The following is a 14592-nucleotide window of genomic DNA, read 5'->3' as shown; positions in this document are numbered from 1 at the left end:
TCCCTATAGACGATGGGGTTGATAGGCCGGAGGTGGAAGCACGGTAACGTGTGGAGCTGACCGGTACTAATAGGCCGAGGACTTGACCACAAAGCATAATGCTCGCGTCCACTAGGCAATTCTGAGGCAACAAACAGCGGTTGTTGTTTGTGTGTTTCATAGGGTTACGGCGGTTATGGCGGGAAGGAAACACCCGGTTACATTCCGAACCCGGAAGTTAAGCTTCTCTGCGCCGATGGTACTGCACTCGGGAGGGTGTGGGAGAGTAGGTCACCGCCGGACAATCTTTGTGGGAGGGCCCCGACATGTGTCGGGGCCCTTTCTGCGTTTGCACGAGGGCCACTCCCAGCAGCCGGAGTGGCCCTCTCTTGCGTTCGGGGACCTGTGGTCAGGCGCGGCGCCACAGGGCAGGGACATCCGGGGGTTCCCAGCCCGCCTGTGAGAGATGCCCCTGCAGGCACCCGTACGTCGCGCCTCCATACGTGACCTGGTCACCCGCCTGGTGGGTCATCCCGACCCGCCAGGTTCCGCCGCCCGGGGGCGGGCTTGTCGGTGGGTCCGTGGGCGGTACGCCCGGGACATCGAGCACGAAGTCGAACGTCGCCTCCCTGCCCTGCCCCACCGTGCGGACGGTCATGAGCAGGGCCGGGTCGAAGATGGGGTCGGTGTTGTTGCGCGGTTCGCCGGGGAAGTACAGCTGCGTCGTGAGGACCGGCCGGCCCGGCGCCTGCGCCTTGACGTGGATGTGCCGCGTACGTCCTGGATAGAGGCCGGGCACGACGGTGGTGAGCTTGAAGACGCCCTGGGCGTTGGTGTACTGGTGGCCGCGGAGGTTGTAGGTGACGTTGTCGTACGCGCCGTTGCTGTCGGCCTGCCAGAAGTTCAGCAGGACGTCGGCCAGGGGCCGGCAGGCGAGGCCGAAGACGTACCCGCTGACCGTCAGGAGCGTGCCCGTGCCGGGCAGGACCGTGCGTCGCGGGGAGTTCGGCTTGAAATACGGGCCCTCTGTCTGTGGAGGAGTGGGGTCGTCACCGTCGTCGCAGGCGGGGGTCGGGGTGAGGGGTCCGCCGCGCGCGTTCATGGCGAGGGCGGGGACCTGTCCGGCCGGCAGCGGGACCGGTGTCGCCATGAGGGCCGCCTTGAAGAGCGTCTTCCTGGTGATGCCGCCCTGCTCGACCGCGCGAGTGTGCTCGCCTTCCACAAAGGCCTCCTCGAGAGCGGCCTGCCGGGGGGTGGGGCGGGCCGCTCTCCAAGGTGGCATCCGGGCTGTGAGGGTGAGTACCCTCCAATCTTCTATACGGTCCGCAATATGTTTGCCCCGTGTCCGGAGCGCTACCGGCGGTCAGTAGGGTTGAGGGGTGGACTATCGTGCGGTTGAACGCGCGATCATGGATCGTGGCGTCGAGTGGGATTTCGAGCCGACGCTCGATCGGATCGCGGCCCTGCTGGACCTGCTCGGCTCGCCGCAGCGGGCGTACCCGGTCATACACATCGCCGGCACCAACGGCAAGACGAGTACGGCGCGGCTGACCGAGGCGCTGCTGAAAGAGCGCAACCTGAGGGTGGGGCGGTTCACCAGCCCGCACCTGGTGTCGATGCGTGAGCGGATCACCGTGGACGGGGAGCCGCTGAGCGAGGAGCGGTTCGCCGAGGTCTACGAGGAGGTCATCCCCTATGTCGACCTGGCCGACACGCAGGGGCGGCGCATCCAGTTCTTCGAGCTGCTGACGGCCATGGCGTTCGCGGCGTTCGCCGACACGCCGGTCGACGTCGCCGTCGTCGAGGCCGGCATGGGCGGCTCCTGGGACGCCACCAACGTCGCGGACGGCGCCGTGTCGGTGATCACGCCCATCTCGCTCGACCACACCGACCGGCTCGGGCCCGACATCCCCAGCATCGCCTCGGAGAAGGCCGGCATCATCAAGCCCGGCACGACGGCCATCCTCGCGCAGCAGGAGCTCGGCGCGGCCGAGGTGCTGATGCGGCGCGCGGCCGACGTCGGCGCGGTGGTGGCGCGTGAGGGGCTGGAGTTCGGCGTGCTCAGCCGCGAGATCGCGATCGGCGGGCAACTGCTCACGCTGCGCGGGCTCAAGGGTGTCTACGACGAGGTCTACCTGCCGCTCTACGGCTCGCACCAGTCGAGCAACGCGGTCTGCGCGCTGGCCGCGGTCGAGGCGCTGACGGGCGGTGACGAGCCGCTCGACACCGACCTCGTACGACAGGCGTTCGCGCAGGCGTCCTCGCCTGGGCGGATGGAGGTCGTGCGGCGCACGCCCACGGTCGTCATCGACGCCGCGCACAATCCCGGCGGCATGCAGGCGACCCTGGAAGGCTTGCACGAGGCGTTCGACTTCGCCAAGGTGGTCGGCGTGGTCGCGGTCATGCGCGACAAGGACGTCAACGCGCTGCTGGAGCTGCTCGAGCCCATGCTCGACGAGATCGTGGTCACGCGTAACTCCTCGCCCAGGTCGATGACCGCGCAGGAGCTGGCCTCGCTGGCCGAGCCGCTCTTCGGCGAGGAGCGCGTCCACGTCGTGGAGCGGCTCGACGACGCCATCGACAGGGGCATCGGCATCGCCGACGCGGAAGGCGAGTTCAGCGGCACGGGCGTGCTGATCACGGGGTCCGTCGTCACGGCGGGCGACGCGCGGCAACTGCTCAAGGCGGACGGCAAGCCATGAACTTCGAGGTCACCCCCGGGATGCGCCGGCTCGGCTCGACCGTGCTGGGCATGGAGGCCATCGTGGCCGCGCTCGTCACCCCCGTGGCGATCCGTGTCAGCGGGGTGCAGCCCTGGCTGGCGGTGACGGTGGGCATCGGGCTGGCCGTGCTGTGCGTGGTGGCCGCGGGCCTGCTCAAGAGGCCTTACGGCTACGTCGTCGGCAGCGTCGTGCACGTGCTGGCGATCTGCACGGGTTTCGTCGTGCCCACCATGTTCTTCCTCGGGACGATCTTCGCGGCACTGTGGATCACGGCGATTCTCGTCGCTCGCCGTGTCGAGGGCGCTACTTCCCGCTAAAGTCGGCCTACATGGCCGTCCCCCCGATCCAGCGGTCGCCTCAACAGGCTGGCCGCAGACTTCCGTGGCTGCTCGACATATTGCTCGGGCTGCTCGTCGTGGCCTCGTTGCCGCTGGCGATCGTCGCCATCCCCAACACGCTCTCCGTCGTCGCCAAGCTGCTGCCGAGCGACCTCGGGCAGGCCGGGCTCATGCGTACGCACGGGCTCGCCCTGCCCGCGCTGATGCTGACCGTCCCTCTCGCGGCCGCGGCGCTGCGGCGCGTCCGGGCGGTTCACCTGCTGGTCGGCGGGCTGGCCCTGGTGGCCCTGTCCGACGCCGCGGGTGGCTACGCGGGTTCCGAGCTCCTTGTCGGAGTGGTCAGGGTGCTGCGCGGCGTCGGCGCCGGGCTGGTCATTCCCGCCACGCTGGTGGCCGTGTGGGACCGGGCGCCGGTCCTGCGGGCGCTGTGGGTGGGCATGTTCAGCCTGAGCCTGCTCGCGGCGCAGGCGCTGGCGCTGTGGCCGCTCGACGACGTGAGCAGTTGGCGGGTCACGCTGCAGCCGTACCCGCTGGTGACCGGGGTGGCGCTGGGCCTGGCCGCGATCTACCTGGTCGCCTGGATGCTGCTCGGCCGGCCCGGCACGCCGGAGCCCGACGAGCGGGAGCGCAGCCGGTTGCTGCTGGCGGCGGTGCCCGCTGCGGGCATCGCGGTCGTGGCGATCAGCACCGCGACCGAGGGCTGGGGCTCCACGCTGGTGATCGTGCTGGCCGGGCTGGCGATCGTGTCGCTGCTGGCGCTGGCCTCCATCGGGATGGCCGAGAGCCGGACGCCGGCGTACACGATGGTCGCGGTGGGCGTGGTGCTGCTGCCCAGTGCCGCGCAGGTCACGCTGGTGGAGATGGGTGGCCTCGGCGGGCCGGGGCTGCGCGGCCTGTGGGTGCCCTACGGCGTGGCCGGGCTGCTCGCGATCGCCGCTTCCGTGGCGGTGCGGCTGTTCGCGCGGGCCGCCGGGCGGTGGCTGGCGCCCCTGGGGCTGCTGGCCATGGTCGTGGGGCTCTGCTCGGTGCGGCTGGTGGTGCCGGCGGCGGACGGGCTGGTGCTGGTGGTGCCGTTCAGCCTGCTCGCGGTGGGAGCCGCGGTGGCGCTGACGGCGGCGCTGCAGGAGGTCGGGGTGGGGACGGCCGGGTTCGGGCTGTCGCTCTGTTTCGCGGGGGTGCTGACCGGGTTCCTGCTGGGGGCCGGGGTGCAGATGGCGATGCTGGACGGTGTGCGGTCGGCTCAGGAGCTCGTCGACAGCTTCGTCGGGGCGCTGCACTGGTGGGCGCTGGTCGGCGGGTTCCTGACGGTGGCGATCATCGTGCTCGCGGCCGTGATGGCCAGGCGTTCCGGCAAGGGGCCCGCCGCCGCCGAGCGCGAGGACGTCCCTTGCGCCGGCCCGGACGTGCTGCTCGTGCCGGCGGCGGACGAGGACGAGGAGGAGGGGCCGACGGGGGCGATTCCCCGGGTGGTGCTGCCCGTTGTCTCGGCCAAGGGGGCCTTCGCCGCCGGTTCCGACGACAGGTCGCCGGGCGTGCCGCCGCAGGGGCCTTCGCCCGAAGATGTCGCTTCCGCCTAGGTTTGTCCGTACGAAACCGAGGGCGGGGGCTGAGGACGGTAAGCTGAGGCCCTGCCACGGCGACGCGTGGGTGCCTGCCCCGCGGAGCGTTCTCGCGGCCGGGCCGGGTGCCCGCAGTCGCGATCCACTCTGTTCGAAGGAGAACTTCAAGTGTCCGAGCGCACTCTTGTCCTGATCAAGCCCGACGGGGTTAAGCGCGGCCTCATCGGTGACGTGATCGCCCGCGTGGAGCGCAAGGGCCTCAAGGTCGTGGCGATGGACCTGCGCACTCTTGACGCCGACACCGCCCAGACGCACTACGCCGAGCACGCCGAGCGGCCGTTCTTCGGCGAGCTCGTCGAGTTCATCACCTCGGGGCCGCTCGTCGCCCTGGTGCTCGAGGGCCCGCGCGCCGTCGAGGCCTTCCGCGCGCTGGCCGGCGCCACCGACCCGGTCAAGTCGCCCCCCGGCACGATCCGCGGCGACCACGCCCTCGAGATCGCCGAGAACGTCGTCCACGGCTCCGACTCGCCCGAGTCGGCCGCCAGGGAGATCAAGATCTTCTTCCCGGACCGGTTCTGACCGCTTTCCGGTTCTGACGCGCCCGCGCGGCTTCGGCCGCGCGGGCGCGTGTTTTTTGTCGGCTCTTCTCCATAAGGTTTCCCTTCGGGGCGCTTGGTGGTTCGGTGAGGATGCCGGTGATAAAGAGGGCGGGATTTTGTCGGGGGCTTACCGTAGGGTGACCGTGGATTGAAGAATGGACCGCTCCAGAGGTCCATCGGATGTTGTGGTGCAATCCGGGCAAAATTGCGGTTGAGGTAGGGGCTGGAGATTTTTGACGGGCGCGATGGCTCATTGCGCTCATCGGTGGGTACGTCACGTTACGATTCGAATTCAATCCGTAATCATTCGCGAACGACGTTACGGAGGGCTCCGTTCCCCATGGGCAGCAAGCTCGCGTTCCTCGGCCGTGACATGGCGGTCGACCTGGGCACCGCCAACACGCTCGTTTACGTGCGTGGTCGCGGCATCGTGCTCAACGAGCCGTCAGTCGTAGCGATCAACACCGCCACTGGCAAGATCGTCGCTGTCGGCATAGAGGCCAAGCGGATGATCGGTCGTACGCCTGGCAATATCATCGCGGTCCGCCCGCTCAAGGACGGCGTGATCGCTGACTTCGACGTCACCGAGCGGATGTTGCGCTATTTCATCCAACGGGTGCACAGACGACGGCATTTCGCGAAGCCGCGTGTCATCATCGCCGTGCCGAGCGGCATCACCAGCGTCGAACAGCGCGCGGTGAAAGAGGCGGGATATCAGGCGGGGGCCAGAAAGGTCTACATCGTCGAGGAGCCCATGGCCGCCGCCATCGGGGCCGGGCTGCCGGTGCACGAGCCCACCGGAAACATGGTGGTCGACATCGGCGGCGGCACCACCGAGGTGGCGATCATCTCGATGGGCGGCGTGGTGACGAGCCAGTCCATCCGGGTGGGCGGCGACGAGCTCGACCAGGCGGTGATCGCGTTCGCCAAGAAGGAGTTCTCGCTGATGCTCGGCGAGCGCACCGCCGAGGAGATCAAGATGGCGATCGGGTCGGCTTGTCCCCAAGAGGAGGAGTCGCACGCGGAGATCCGCGGCCGTGACCTGGTCAGTGGCCTGCCGAAGACCATCATCGTGTCGGGCGAGGAGATCAGGAAGGCCATCGAGGAGCCGGTCAACACGATCGTCGACGCGGTCAGGACCACGCTCGACAAGTGCCCGCCCGAGCTGTCCGGCGACATCATGGACCGGGGCATCGCGCTCACCGGCGGCGGCGCCCTGCTCAAGGGCCTCGACGAGCGGGTCAAGGCCGAGACGGGGATGCCCGTGCACCTGGTCGACAACGCCCTCGACTCCGTGGCGATCGGCTCCGGCAAGTGCGCCGAGGAGTTCGAGGCCCTCCAGCAGGTTCTGGTGCCGGAGTCGCGGCACTGATGAAAGACTCACGCCGTGCCCGGCTGATCCTCGGAGCGCTGCTGACGGCGGCTCTGATCATCCTGACCATCGACCACCGCACCGGCGACAGTTCACCGCTGCGCCCACTGCGCGCGGCCGGGGCCTACCTGTTCGGCACGGCGGAGCAGTTCGGCGGCGGGCTGGTGCGGCCCGTCGGTGGCTTCGTGCGCGCGATCCTGAACGCGCCCGCCGCCAAGGAGCGCATCGAGGCGCTCAGGGCGGAGAACGCCCAGCTACGCTCCGGCCTGCTGGCGGACAAGCTCGACAGCGATCGCGCCAAACAGCTCAAGCAGTTGCTCGGACTGTCCGGGACCGGGGGATACAAGGTGGTCCCGGCCAACGTCGTCGCCCGGCGGGGGCAGCCGGGCTTCGAGGACGCCGTACAGATCGACGTGGGCACCACTGACGGCGTCCGGCCGGAGATGACCGTGCTCAACGGCGACGGGCTGATCGGGCGCGTGCTGCACGCCTCGGCGACCACTTCGACGGTGGTGCTGCTCAGCGATCCCGCCTCGGCCGCCGGGGCGCGGCTGGAAGGCGGCAAGGAGATCGGCGTCGTGCACGGGGTGGGAGAGCACGGGCGACTCGTGCAGTTCCGGCTTCTCGACTCCACGGCACCGATGACCAGGGGCGGGCGGATCGTGAGCTTCGGTTCGCAGCACGGGAGCCCCTACGTGCCCGGGGTGCCGATCGGGGTCATCGAGCGGGTGGAGTCCACGCCCGGGGAGCTGACGCGTATCGCCTACGCCCGGCCGTACGCGGATCTGACGGCGCTCGACGTGGTGGGCGTGGTGGTGGCGGCGCCCAAGAGGGATCCGCGTGACGCGGTGCTGCCCCCCAAGGAGGGGGCGCGGTGATCGGAAAGCGGCAGACGGGAGGGATGGCGCGGTGATCGGAGGGGTGTCGATCGTGCTGGCGCTGCTGACCCAGGTCATGCTCGTCAACCGGGTGCCGCTGCCTGCCGGAGGTGCGCCTGACCTGGTGCTGCTCGCCGTGGTCGGGGCCGCGCTGGCCAAGGGGCCGGCGGCCGGGGCCGTGCTCGGCTTCTTCGCGGGGCTGCTGGTCGATGTCATGCCGCCGACCGCGCATCTGGCGGGCCAGTACGCGTTCGTGCTGGCGCTGGTCGGCTACGTCGCCGGGCGCGGCGCGGGCGGTCCCGTGACGACCGTGGTGCTGTGCGTGCTGATGGCACCGCTCCTGGCGGCGGCCGTGGGCGGGCTGATCTCCGATCCCCGTGTGTCGATGTCGACCCTGACCGAGCAGGTGCCCGTCAGCGTCGTTTACACGTTGCTGGTCTCGCCGATCGTGATCTGGCTGACCACCCGGGGCAGACACGCGAGGTTCCCGACATGATGAGGATGCGCGCCCGGCTGCTCGTGCTGCACGTGCTCGTGCTGACGCTGCTCGTCGTGCTGGCCATACGCCTGTGGCAGGTGCAGGTGGTGCGGGGGAACGAGTTCGTGACGCGGGCGACGGAGACGCGGACGCGGGCGGTGATCGTACCGGCGGTGCGGGGGCAGATCCTCGACTCCTCGGGGCGGCCCCTGGTGCGCAACAAGACCGCGCTCGTCGTCTCCGTGGACCGGACCCGGCTCACCAGGATGAAGGACGGCGGGCTCAAGGTGATGAGCAAGCTGTCGGCGGTGCTCGGCCGGCCGGTCGCCGATCTGCAGCAGCGCATCACGCCGTGCGGGCCCGGGGTGGGCAAGCCGTGCTGGACCGGCTCGCCCTATCAGCCGGTGCCGCTGGACGAGAAGGTCGACACCCGGGAGGCGCTGCAGATCCTCGAGCGGCAGGAGGAGTTTCCCGGGGTGACGGCGGAGATCCACTCCGTGCGGCAATATCCGGGCGGCCGGGCCGGCGCCCAGATGCTCGGCTATCTGCAGCCGGTCACCGAGGCCGAGCTGGAGAAGCGCGAAGGGTTGAAGGCCAGCTTCTCCGGGGTGGACCTGGCCGGGCGCGACGGGCTCGAATACGTCTACGACGACGCGCTGCGGGGCAAGGCCGGGCTGCGCAGGGTCCAGGTCGACCGGATGGGCAAGGCGCTCGGGGTCGAGGAGCAGATCACCCCCATTCCGGGCGATCATCTGGTGACCAGCATCGACTCGCGGGTGCAGACCGTGGTGGAGAACGCGCTGACGCGGGCGATGAAGAACGCGCCGGGGGCCGACGGCGGGGCCGGGGTGGTGCTCGACGCGCGTACGGGGCGGGTGGTGGCGCTGTCGAGCGCGCCCGGGTACGACCCGGAGATCTGGGCGGGCGGGATCTCGGCGCGTGGCTACCAGTGGCTGATGTCGGAAAAATCCCGAAATCCGCTTGTGTCGCGGGCGATCAACGGGCAGTTCGCGCCGGGTTCGACGTTCAAGGTCTCGTCGGTGTCGGCGATGTTGCGGGCCGGCTATCCGCTCAACGGCTCATACTCCTGCCCCGGCTCCTACGCGGTGGGCGGCCGGGCCTTCAACAACTTCCGCGGCATCGCGCTGGGCACGCTGAGCCTGCACACGGCGCTGGTCAAGTCGTGCGACACGATCTTCTATCGGGCTGCCTACGAGCAATATCTGAAGGACGGGGGGCGTCATCCGAAGAAGACGCCCAAGGAGATCTTCGCCAACATCGCCAGGTCGTTCGGGTTCGGCCGGCCGACCGGCGTGGACCTGCCCGGCGAGTCCGGCGGGCGGATCCCCGACCGGGCGTGGAAGAAGGACCTGTGGAACCGCACCAGCGCGATCAACTGCGAGCGGTCGCGCAAGGGCTATCCGGAGGTCAAGGACCGGGCGCGGGCGGAGTTCCTCAAGCGGCTGGCTCTGGAGAACTGCACCGAGGGGTTCCTGCTGCGGCCCGGTGACTCGGCCAACTTCTCCATCGGGCAGGGTGACGTGCTGGTGACGCCCATGCAGTTGGCCAGGGCGTACATGGCGTTGGTGAGCGACGGGAAGGTGCGCAGCCCGCGCATCGGGTGGGCGCAGGTGCGGCCCGACGGCAAGGTGGTCAGGACCATTCCCGTGCCGGTGGAGGGCAAGCTGCCGCTGAGCGAGAAGGAACGGCTCTACATCAAGAACGCGCTGAGCCAGGTCGCCCAGGACGGCACCGCGGCGGGGGCTTTCGCCGGGTTCCCGATGAACAAGGTGCGGGTCGGCGGGAAGACCGGTACGGCGGAGGTGTGGGGCAAGAAGGACACCTCGTGGTTCGCGTCGTTCGCGCCTACCAAGAATCCGCAGTACGTGGTCGTCGTCATGGTCTCGCAGGGCGGGATGGGGGCGCAGACGGCGGCGCCGGCTGTCCGGGAGATTTATGAGGGGATTTATGGCATCAAACGGAAGGCGGCCGTGCCTGGGGGGCGGTTGACGACGCGACTGCCCGCGTTCTCACCCGACGGGATGGTGGCTGGGGGATGACCGGGTGGAAGGTGACCGAAGGGGCTGAGGGCCGGGATCTGGCTGGCCGAGGGGTTGGGGGGCGATCGGTCGAGGGATGGCCGGTCGTGGGGCGGCGGGTCGTGGGACGAGCGGTCGATGGGCGGCGGGTTGAGGGGCGGCGAAGGGTTGTTGGGCAAGGGGCCGCCGGGTGGTCGGTGGTGGGGCGAGCGGTTGTGGAGCGGCTGGGTGTGGGGTGCCTGGATGTGGGGCGGTTGGTTGAGGGGGCGGTGGGTGTGGGGCGAGGGGTTGTGGGGTGGGGGGTTGTTGGGGTGGGGGGTGGGACGTGATGGCGCGGCCGGTGGCTATTCGGCAGCCCTCGTTGTTCCGGCGGATGGCGCGGGAGAACTCCACCGTGCGGCGGCTCGACGGGCTGATGCTGGTCGCGGTGGCCGGCCTGTGCGTGATCGGCACCTTGCTGGTGTGGTCGTGCACCAGGACCTGGGCGCCGGGCTCCACCGGGCTGGTGAAGAAGCACCTGCTCAACGAGGTCATCGGGATCGTGTTGTGCGGGATCGTCTCCCTGGTGGACCACCGGGCGATGCGGGCGTACGCGCCCCTGGTGTTCCTGATGTCGCTCGTCGGGCTGGGGCTGGTGATCACGCCGCTCGGCGCGACGATCAACGGGTCGCACTCGTGGATCCTGCTGGGCGGCGGGTTCGCCGTGCAGCCGTCCGAGTTCGCCAAGGTCGGGCTACTACTCATGATCGCGATGCTGCTGGCGCAGCCCGCCGAGGGGAGCGATCGGCCGCGCGGGCTCGACGTGGTGCTGGTGCTCATCGCGGCCGGGGTCACGATCGGGCTGGTGATGCTGCAGCCCGACCTCGGCACGGCGCTGGTGCTGGCGGTGATCGTGGCGGCGGGGCTCATCATCTCGGGCGTGCGCAAGCGGTGGATCGCGCTGCTGACGCTGGTGGCGGGGGCCGGGGTGTTCGCGGTGTTCGCCTTTGAGCTGCTGGAGCCGTACCAGGTGATGCGGTTCACGGCGTTCGTCGATCCGAGCGTCGATCCGCGCGGGGCGGGCTACAACAGCACGCAGTCGCTGATCGCCATCGGGTCCGGGCAACTGCTGGGGAAGGGGCTGCTGGGCGGAGGGCAGACGACCGGGCGGTTCGTGCCCGAGCAGCACACCGACTTCATCTTCACCGTGGCGGGGGAGGAGTTCGGGTTCCTCGGGTCGGTCACGGTGGTGCTGCTGCTCGGGGTGGTGCTGCTGCGCGGGCTGAAGATCGCCAGGCAGTGCGACGACCGGTTCGGGACGCTGGTCGCGGGGACCATCGTGTGCTGGTTCGCGTTCCAGGCGTTCATCAATGTAGGAATGACGATCGGGATCATGCCGATCACCGGGTTGCCGCTGCCGTTCGTGTCCTACGGCGGCACCGCCACCTTCGCCAACCTCATCGCGATCGGGCTGCTGCAGGCCATCAGAGTGCGAAGACAGTCCTTCAATTAGTGCTTCCGTCCCTGTCGGGAACGCCGTTCGAGCGAGAAAATGGAAGCATGTTCTTGGCCTATTGCGACAGTTGCGGAGAGCGCTTCCTGCTGCCCGCGAACCATGTCATCAGGGTGCACAATCTCGCGAGCGGTGTCATCGCCGTTGAGCTGCGCTGCTACGAAGGGCACCGCATTCTGGTGCTCAGCGGAAACGACATCGACATCCAGGGACCTGCCACCGTCTGAGCGCCGCTACCCTGGACCGTATGTCTGTCGAGTCGATATTCCCCCGCCTGGAAGCGCTGCTGCCCAAAGTGCAGAAGCCCATCCAGTATGTCGGGGGTGAGCTCAACTCGACCGTCAAGGACTGGGATTCCGCCGACGTGCGGTGGGCGTTGATGTACCCCGACGCCTACGAGGTCGGGCTGCCCAACCAGGGCGTGGCGATCCTCTACGAGATCCTCAACGAGCTTCCCGGCACGCTGGCCGAACGCACCTACGCGGTCTGGCCCGACCTCGAGGCGCTCATGAGGGCCGAGGGCGTCCCGCAGTTCACCGTCGACGCGCACCGGCCGGTGCGCGCCTTCGACGTGCTCGGGCTGTCGTTCTCGACCGAGCTCGGCTACACCAACATGCTGAACGCGCTCGACCTGGCCGGCATACCGCTGCCGGCCGCGGACCGCGGTGACGACGACCCGATCGTGCTCGCGGGCGGTCACGCGGCCTTCAACCCCGAGCCCATCGCCGACTTCCTCGACGCGGCCGTGCTCGGCGACGGGGAGCAGATCGCCATCGCCATCAGCGAGGTCATCCGCGAGTGGAAGTCCGAGGGCAGCCCGGGCGGGCGCGATGAGCTGCTGATGCGGCTCGCCGAGTCCGGCGGGGTCTATGTGCCGAAGTTCTACGACGTCGACTACCACTCCGACGGCCGCATCAAGCGGGTCGCGCCCAACCGGGCCGACGTGCCGTGGCGGGTGCACAAGCACACCGTGATGGACCTCGACGAGTGGCCCTATCCGAAGAAGCCGCTGGTGCCGCTGGCCGAGACGGTGCACGAGCGGTTCAGCGTGGAGATCTTCCGCGGCTGCACGCGCGGTTGCCGCTTCTGCCAGGCGGGCATGATCACGCGGCCGGTGCGCGAGCGTTCCATCACCACGATCGGCGCGATGGTGGAGAACGGCGTCAAGGAGTCCGGCTTCAACGAGGTCGGCCTGCTGTCGCTCTCGTCCGCCGACCACTCCGAGATCGCCGACGTGGCCAAGGGCCTGGCCGATCGCTACGAGGGCACCAACACCTCGCTGTCGCTGCCTTCGACCCGGGTCGACGCGTTCAACATCGACCTGGCCAACGAGTTCTCCAGGAACGGCAGGCGCTCGGGCCTGACGTTCGCGCCCGAGGGCGGCTCGGAGCGCATGCGCAAGGTGATCAACAAGATGGTCACCGAGGAAGACCTGATCCGCACCGTCACCACGGCCTATTCGCAGGGGTGGCGGCAGGTCAAGCTCTACTTCATGTGCGGGCTGCCCACCGAGATGGACGAAGACGTGCTCGGCATCGCCGACCTGGCCAAGAAGGTCATCCAGGCGGGCCGCGAGGCGACCGGCAGCCGCGACATCCGCTGCACGGTCTCCATCGGCGGGTTCGTGCCCAAGCCGCACACGCCGTTCCAGTGGGCCGGGCAGGCCGACCACGAGACCGTCGACCGGCGGCTCAAGGCGCTGCGCGACTCGCTCAGAGGCGACAAGCAGTACGGCCGCGCCATCGGTTTCCGTTACCACGACGGCAAACCCTCGATCGTGGAGGGGCTGCTCTCGCGGGGCGACCGCAGGGTCGGGGCCGTGATCAGGGCCGTCTGGGAGGACGGCGGCCGGTTCGACGGGTGGAGCGAGCACTTCTCCTACGAGCGCTGGATGGCCGCCGCCGAGAAGGCGGGCGTCGACGTCGACTGGTACACCACGCGGGAGCGGGAGGAGAACGAGGTCCTGCCGTGGGATCACCTCGACGCCGGCCTCGATCGCGAATGGCTCTGGCAGGACTGGCAGGAGGCCGTCAACGGCAGTGAGGTCGAAGACTGCCGCTGGACTCCGTGCTACGACTGCGGTGTCTGCCCGACCATGGGCACAGAGATCCAAATCGGCCCCACGGGGCGAAAACTCCTTCCTCTGACGGTGGTCTAGCGCGCTCAGTGGGCGAGCCGTGTCTCGGCGTACACGTACATACGCCTGAGCGGCTTATCCTGAGACGAAGGAACTCTTACAAGGGAAGGACGACCAGCTCTGAAACCTGTTCCCGAAGGGCCTCCGCCCGCGCCCACGGTGCAGCGCCTGCGTGTGCGTTACGCCAAGCGCGGCCGCCTGCGCTTCACCAGCCACCGCGACATCTCGCGGGCCGTCGAGAGGGCGGTCCGTCGTGCCGGCATTCCGGTGGCCTACAGCGCGGGTTTCTCGCCTCACCCGAAGATCTCCTACGCGGGCGCGGCGCCGACCGGTGTCGCCAGCGAAGCCGAATACCTCGAGATCGGTGTTACCACGCCGTGCGACCCCGGCCAGGTCAGACAAGCCCTGGACGAGTCGTTGCCGCCTGGGCTCGATGTGCTCGACGTTGTGGAGGCGGGTCCGGGGGGGCTGGCCGACCGCTTGGAGGTCTCCGACTGGGAGGTGCGGCTGCCCGGTGCCGATCGCGAGCTCGCCGAGGTGGCGGCGGCGAAATTCCTCGCGGCAGGCACGGTGGAAGTCGAGCGCCTGACCAAGAAGGGCCCCCGCCGCTTCGACGCGCGGGAGGCCGTCCTGGGCCTCGTGGTGTCTGAGGGAACAGACAGAACCGCAGCTCAAGTGCAGGGAGGGCCGTGTGTCATACTGCGCATGGTTGTTCGGCACATGACGCCTGCCGTTCGACCCGACGATGTGCTCACAGGGCTGCGCCTTGTGGCCGACTTCGCGCCGCCGGTTCCCCCCGAGGTGACCAGGCTGGCGCAGGGGCCGCTCGACGTAAGCACCGGTGCGCTTGCCGACCCGCTCGACCTGGACCGCGACACCACGCGCGGCGGCGAGGCGGGTCCGGCGGGTGAGCACGTCGCCGGTTAAGGAAGTGCCCTGCGCGAGCGGGGTACGGCCGCTGACAGGACTTGGCGCCGACGCCTCCACTTCGGGGGCGC

Annotated in this window: 13 protein-coding genes and 2 rRNA genes; 14 read left to right on the top strand and 1 reads right to left on the bottom strand. The window is 69.3% G+C overall.

The window, feature by feature from the left end:
• Both AB0I15_RS35280 and rrf read left to right on the top strand, forming a co-directional pair.
• Positions 1-90, top strand: a 23S ribosomal RNA gene (locus AB0I15_RS35280); the annotation flags it as partial.
• A 75-nt stretch (positions 91-165) separates the two neighbouring features.
• A 5S ribosomal RNA gene (gene rrf / locus AB0I15_RS35275) occupies positions 166-282 on the top strand.
• 106 nt (positions 283-388) lie between these two features.
• Here the strand turns inward: rrf and AB0I15_RS35270 are convergent.
• A complete protein-coding gene (locus tag AB0I15_RS35270) occupies positions 389-1201 on the bottom strand; it encodes a carbohydrate-binding protein (RefSeq protein WP_358105214.1) in 813 nt (270 codons plus the stop codon).
• 187 nt (positions 1202-1388) lie between these two features.
• On the opposite strand from AB0I15_RS35270, the gene AB0I15_RS35265 reads away from it, so the two are divergent.
• The 12 genes from AB0I15_RS35265 to AB0I15_RS35210 all read left to right on the top strand — a co-directional run bounded on the left by AB0I15_RS35265 (position 1389) and on the right by AB0I15_RS35210 (position 14521).
• On the top strand, positions 1389-2681 hold the full coding sequence (locus tag AB0I15_RS35265; RefSeq protein ID WP_358105228.1) for a folylpolyglutamate synthase/dihydrofolate synthase family protein: 1293 nt from the start codon (positions 1389-1391) through the stop codon (positions 2679-2681).
• Entirely contained in the window at positions 2678-3019 is a 342-nt protein-coding gene (locus AB0I15_RS35260) for a DUF4233 domain-containing protein (protein WP_358105211.1), read from the top strand. Before AB0I15_RS35265 ends, AB0I15_RS35260 begins: the two co-directional genes overlap by 4 nt.
• A gap of 11 nt (positions 3020-3030) precedes the next feature.
• Positions 3031-4617: a hypothetical protein gene (locus AB0I15_RS35255; protein WP_358105208.1), complete on the top strand. Its 1587-nt coding sequence runs from the start codon at positions 3031-3033 to the stop codon at positions 4615-4617.
• A gap of 150 nt (positions 4618-4767) precedes the next feature.
• Complete coding sequence (gene ndk / locus AB0I15_RS35250) at positions 4768-5178, top strand: nucleoside-diphosphate kinase (protein WP_358105205.1); 411 nt, start codon at positions 4768-4770, stop codon at positions 5176-5178.
• Positions 5179-5538: 360 nt separating this feature from the next.
• Positions 5539-6570: a rod shape-determining protein gene (locus AB0I15_RS35245; protein ID WP_358105202.1), complete on the top strand. Its 1032-nt coding sequence runs from the start codon at positions 5539-5541 to the stop codon at positions 6568-6570.
• Positions 6570-7448 carry a rod shape-determining protein MreC gene (mreC, locus tag AB0I15_RS35240; protein WP_358105199.1) on the top strand — a complete coding sequence of 293 codons (879 nt, stop codon included), beginning with the start codon at positions 6570-6572 and terminating at the stop codon, positions 7446-7448. Before AB0I15_RS35245 ends, mreC begins: the two co-directional genes overlap by 1 nt.
• A 31-nt stretch (positions 7449-7479) precedes the next feature.
• Positions 7480-7944, top strand: a complete 465-nt coding sequence (gene mreD / locus AB0I15_RS35235) for a rod shape-determining protein MreD (RefSeq protein WP_358105196.1) — start codon at positions 7480-7482, stop codon at positions 7942-7944.
• The gene (mrdA, locus tag AB0I15_RS35230) at positions 7941-9986 is read left to right on the top strand and encodes a penicillin-binding protein 2 (RefSeq protein ID WP_358105193.1); all 2046 of its coding nucleotides are present in this window, start codon (positions 7941-7943) and stop codon (positions 9984-9986) included. Before mreD ends, mrdA begins: the two co-directional genes overlap by 4 nt.
• 319 nt (positions 9987-10305) lie before the next feature.
• Positions 10306-11457 carry a rod shape-determining protein RodA gene (gene rodA / locus AB0I15_RS35225; protein ID WP_358105190.1) on the top strand — a complete coding sequence of 384 codons (1152 nt, stop codon included), beginning with the start codon at positions 10306-10308 and terminating at the stop codon, positions 11455-11457.
• A gap of 47 nt (positions 11458-11504) precedes the next feature.
• A complete protein-coding gene (locus AB0I15_RS35220; protein WP_358105187.1) occupies positions 11505-11684 on the top strand; it encodes a hypothetical protein in 180 nt (59 codons plus the stop codon).
• Positions 11685-11704: 20 nt separating this feature from the next.
• The gene (locus AB0I15_RS35215) at positions 11705-13615 is read left to right on the top strand and encodes a TIGR03960 family B12-binding radical SAM protein (RefSeq protein WP_358105184.1); all 1911 of its coding nucleotides are present in this window, start codon (positions 11705-11707) and stop codon (positions 13613-13615) included.
• Between the two features lie 153 nt (positions 13616-13768).
• A complete protein-coding gene (locus AB0I15_RS35210) occupies positions 13769-14521 on the top strand; it encodes a TIGR03936 family radical SAM-associated protein (RefSeq protein ID WP_358105181.1) in 753 nt (250 codons plus the stop codon).
• Positions 14522-14592: the final 71 nt, after the last annotated feature.

The sequence above is a fragment of the Nonomuraea sp. NPDC050643 genome, from assembly GCF_040654715.1.
Classification (GTDB): Bacteria; Actinomycetota; Actinomycetes; order Streptosporangiales; family Streptosporangiaceae; genus Nonomuraea.
The sequence above is the reverse complement of the archived record's forward strand: the minus strand, read 5'-3'. Positions and strand labels throughout refer to the sequence as shown.

Excerpts from the sequence above, each read along its gene's own strand:
- AB0I15_RS35245 (WP_358105202.1), top strand. The coding sequence starts at position 5,539 with ATGGGCAGCAAGCTCGCGTTCCTCGGCCGTGACATGGCGGTCGACCTG.
- AB0I15_RS35260 (WP_358105211.1), top strand. The coding sequence starts at position 2,678 with ATGAACTTCGAGGTCACCCCCGGGATGCGCCGGCTCGGCTCGACCGTG.
- mrdA (WP_358105193.1), top strand. The coding sequence starts at position 7,941 with ATGATGAGGATGCGCGCCCGGCTGCTCGTGCTGCACGTGCTCGTGCTG.
- AB0I15_RS35215 (WP_358105184.1), top strand. The coding sequence starts at position 11,705 with ATGTCTGTCGAGTCGATATTCCCCCGCCTGGAAGCGCTGCTGCCCAAA.
- AB0I15_RS35220 (WP_358105187.1), top strand. The coding sequence starts at position 11,505 with ATGTTCTTGGCCTATTGCGACAGTTGCGGAGAGCGCTTCCTGCTGCCC.
- AB0I15_RS35265 (WP_358105228.1), top strand. The coding sequence starts at position 1,389 with ATGGATCGTGGCGTCGAGTGGGATTTCGAGCCGACGCTCGATCGGATC.
- mreC (WP_358105199.1), top strand. The coding sequence starts at position 6,570 with ATGAAAGACTCACGCCGTGCCCGGCTGATCCTCGGAGCGCTGCTGACG.
- AB0I15_RS35255 (WP_358105208.1), top strand. The coding sequence starts at position 3,031 with ATGGCCGTCCCCCCGATCCAGCGGTCGCCTCAACAGGCTGGCCGCAGA.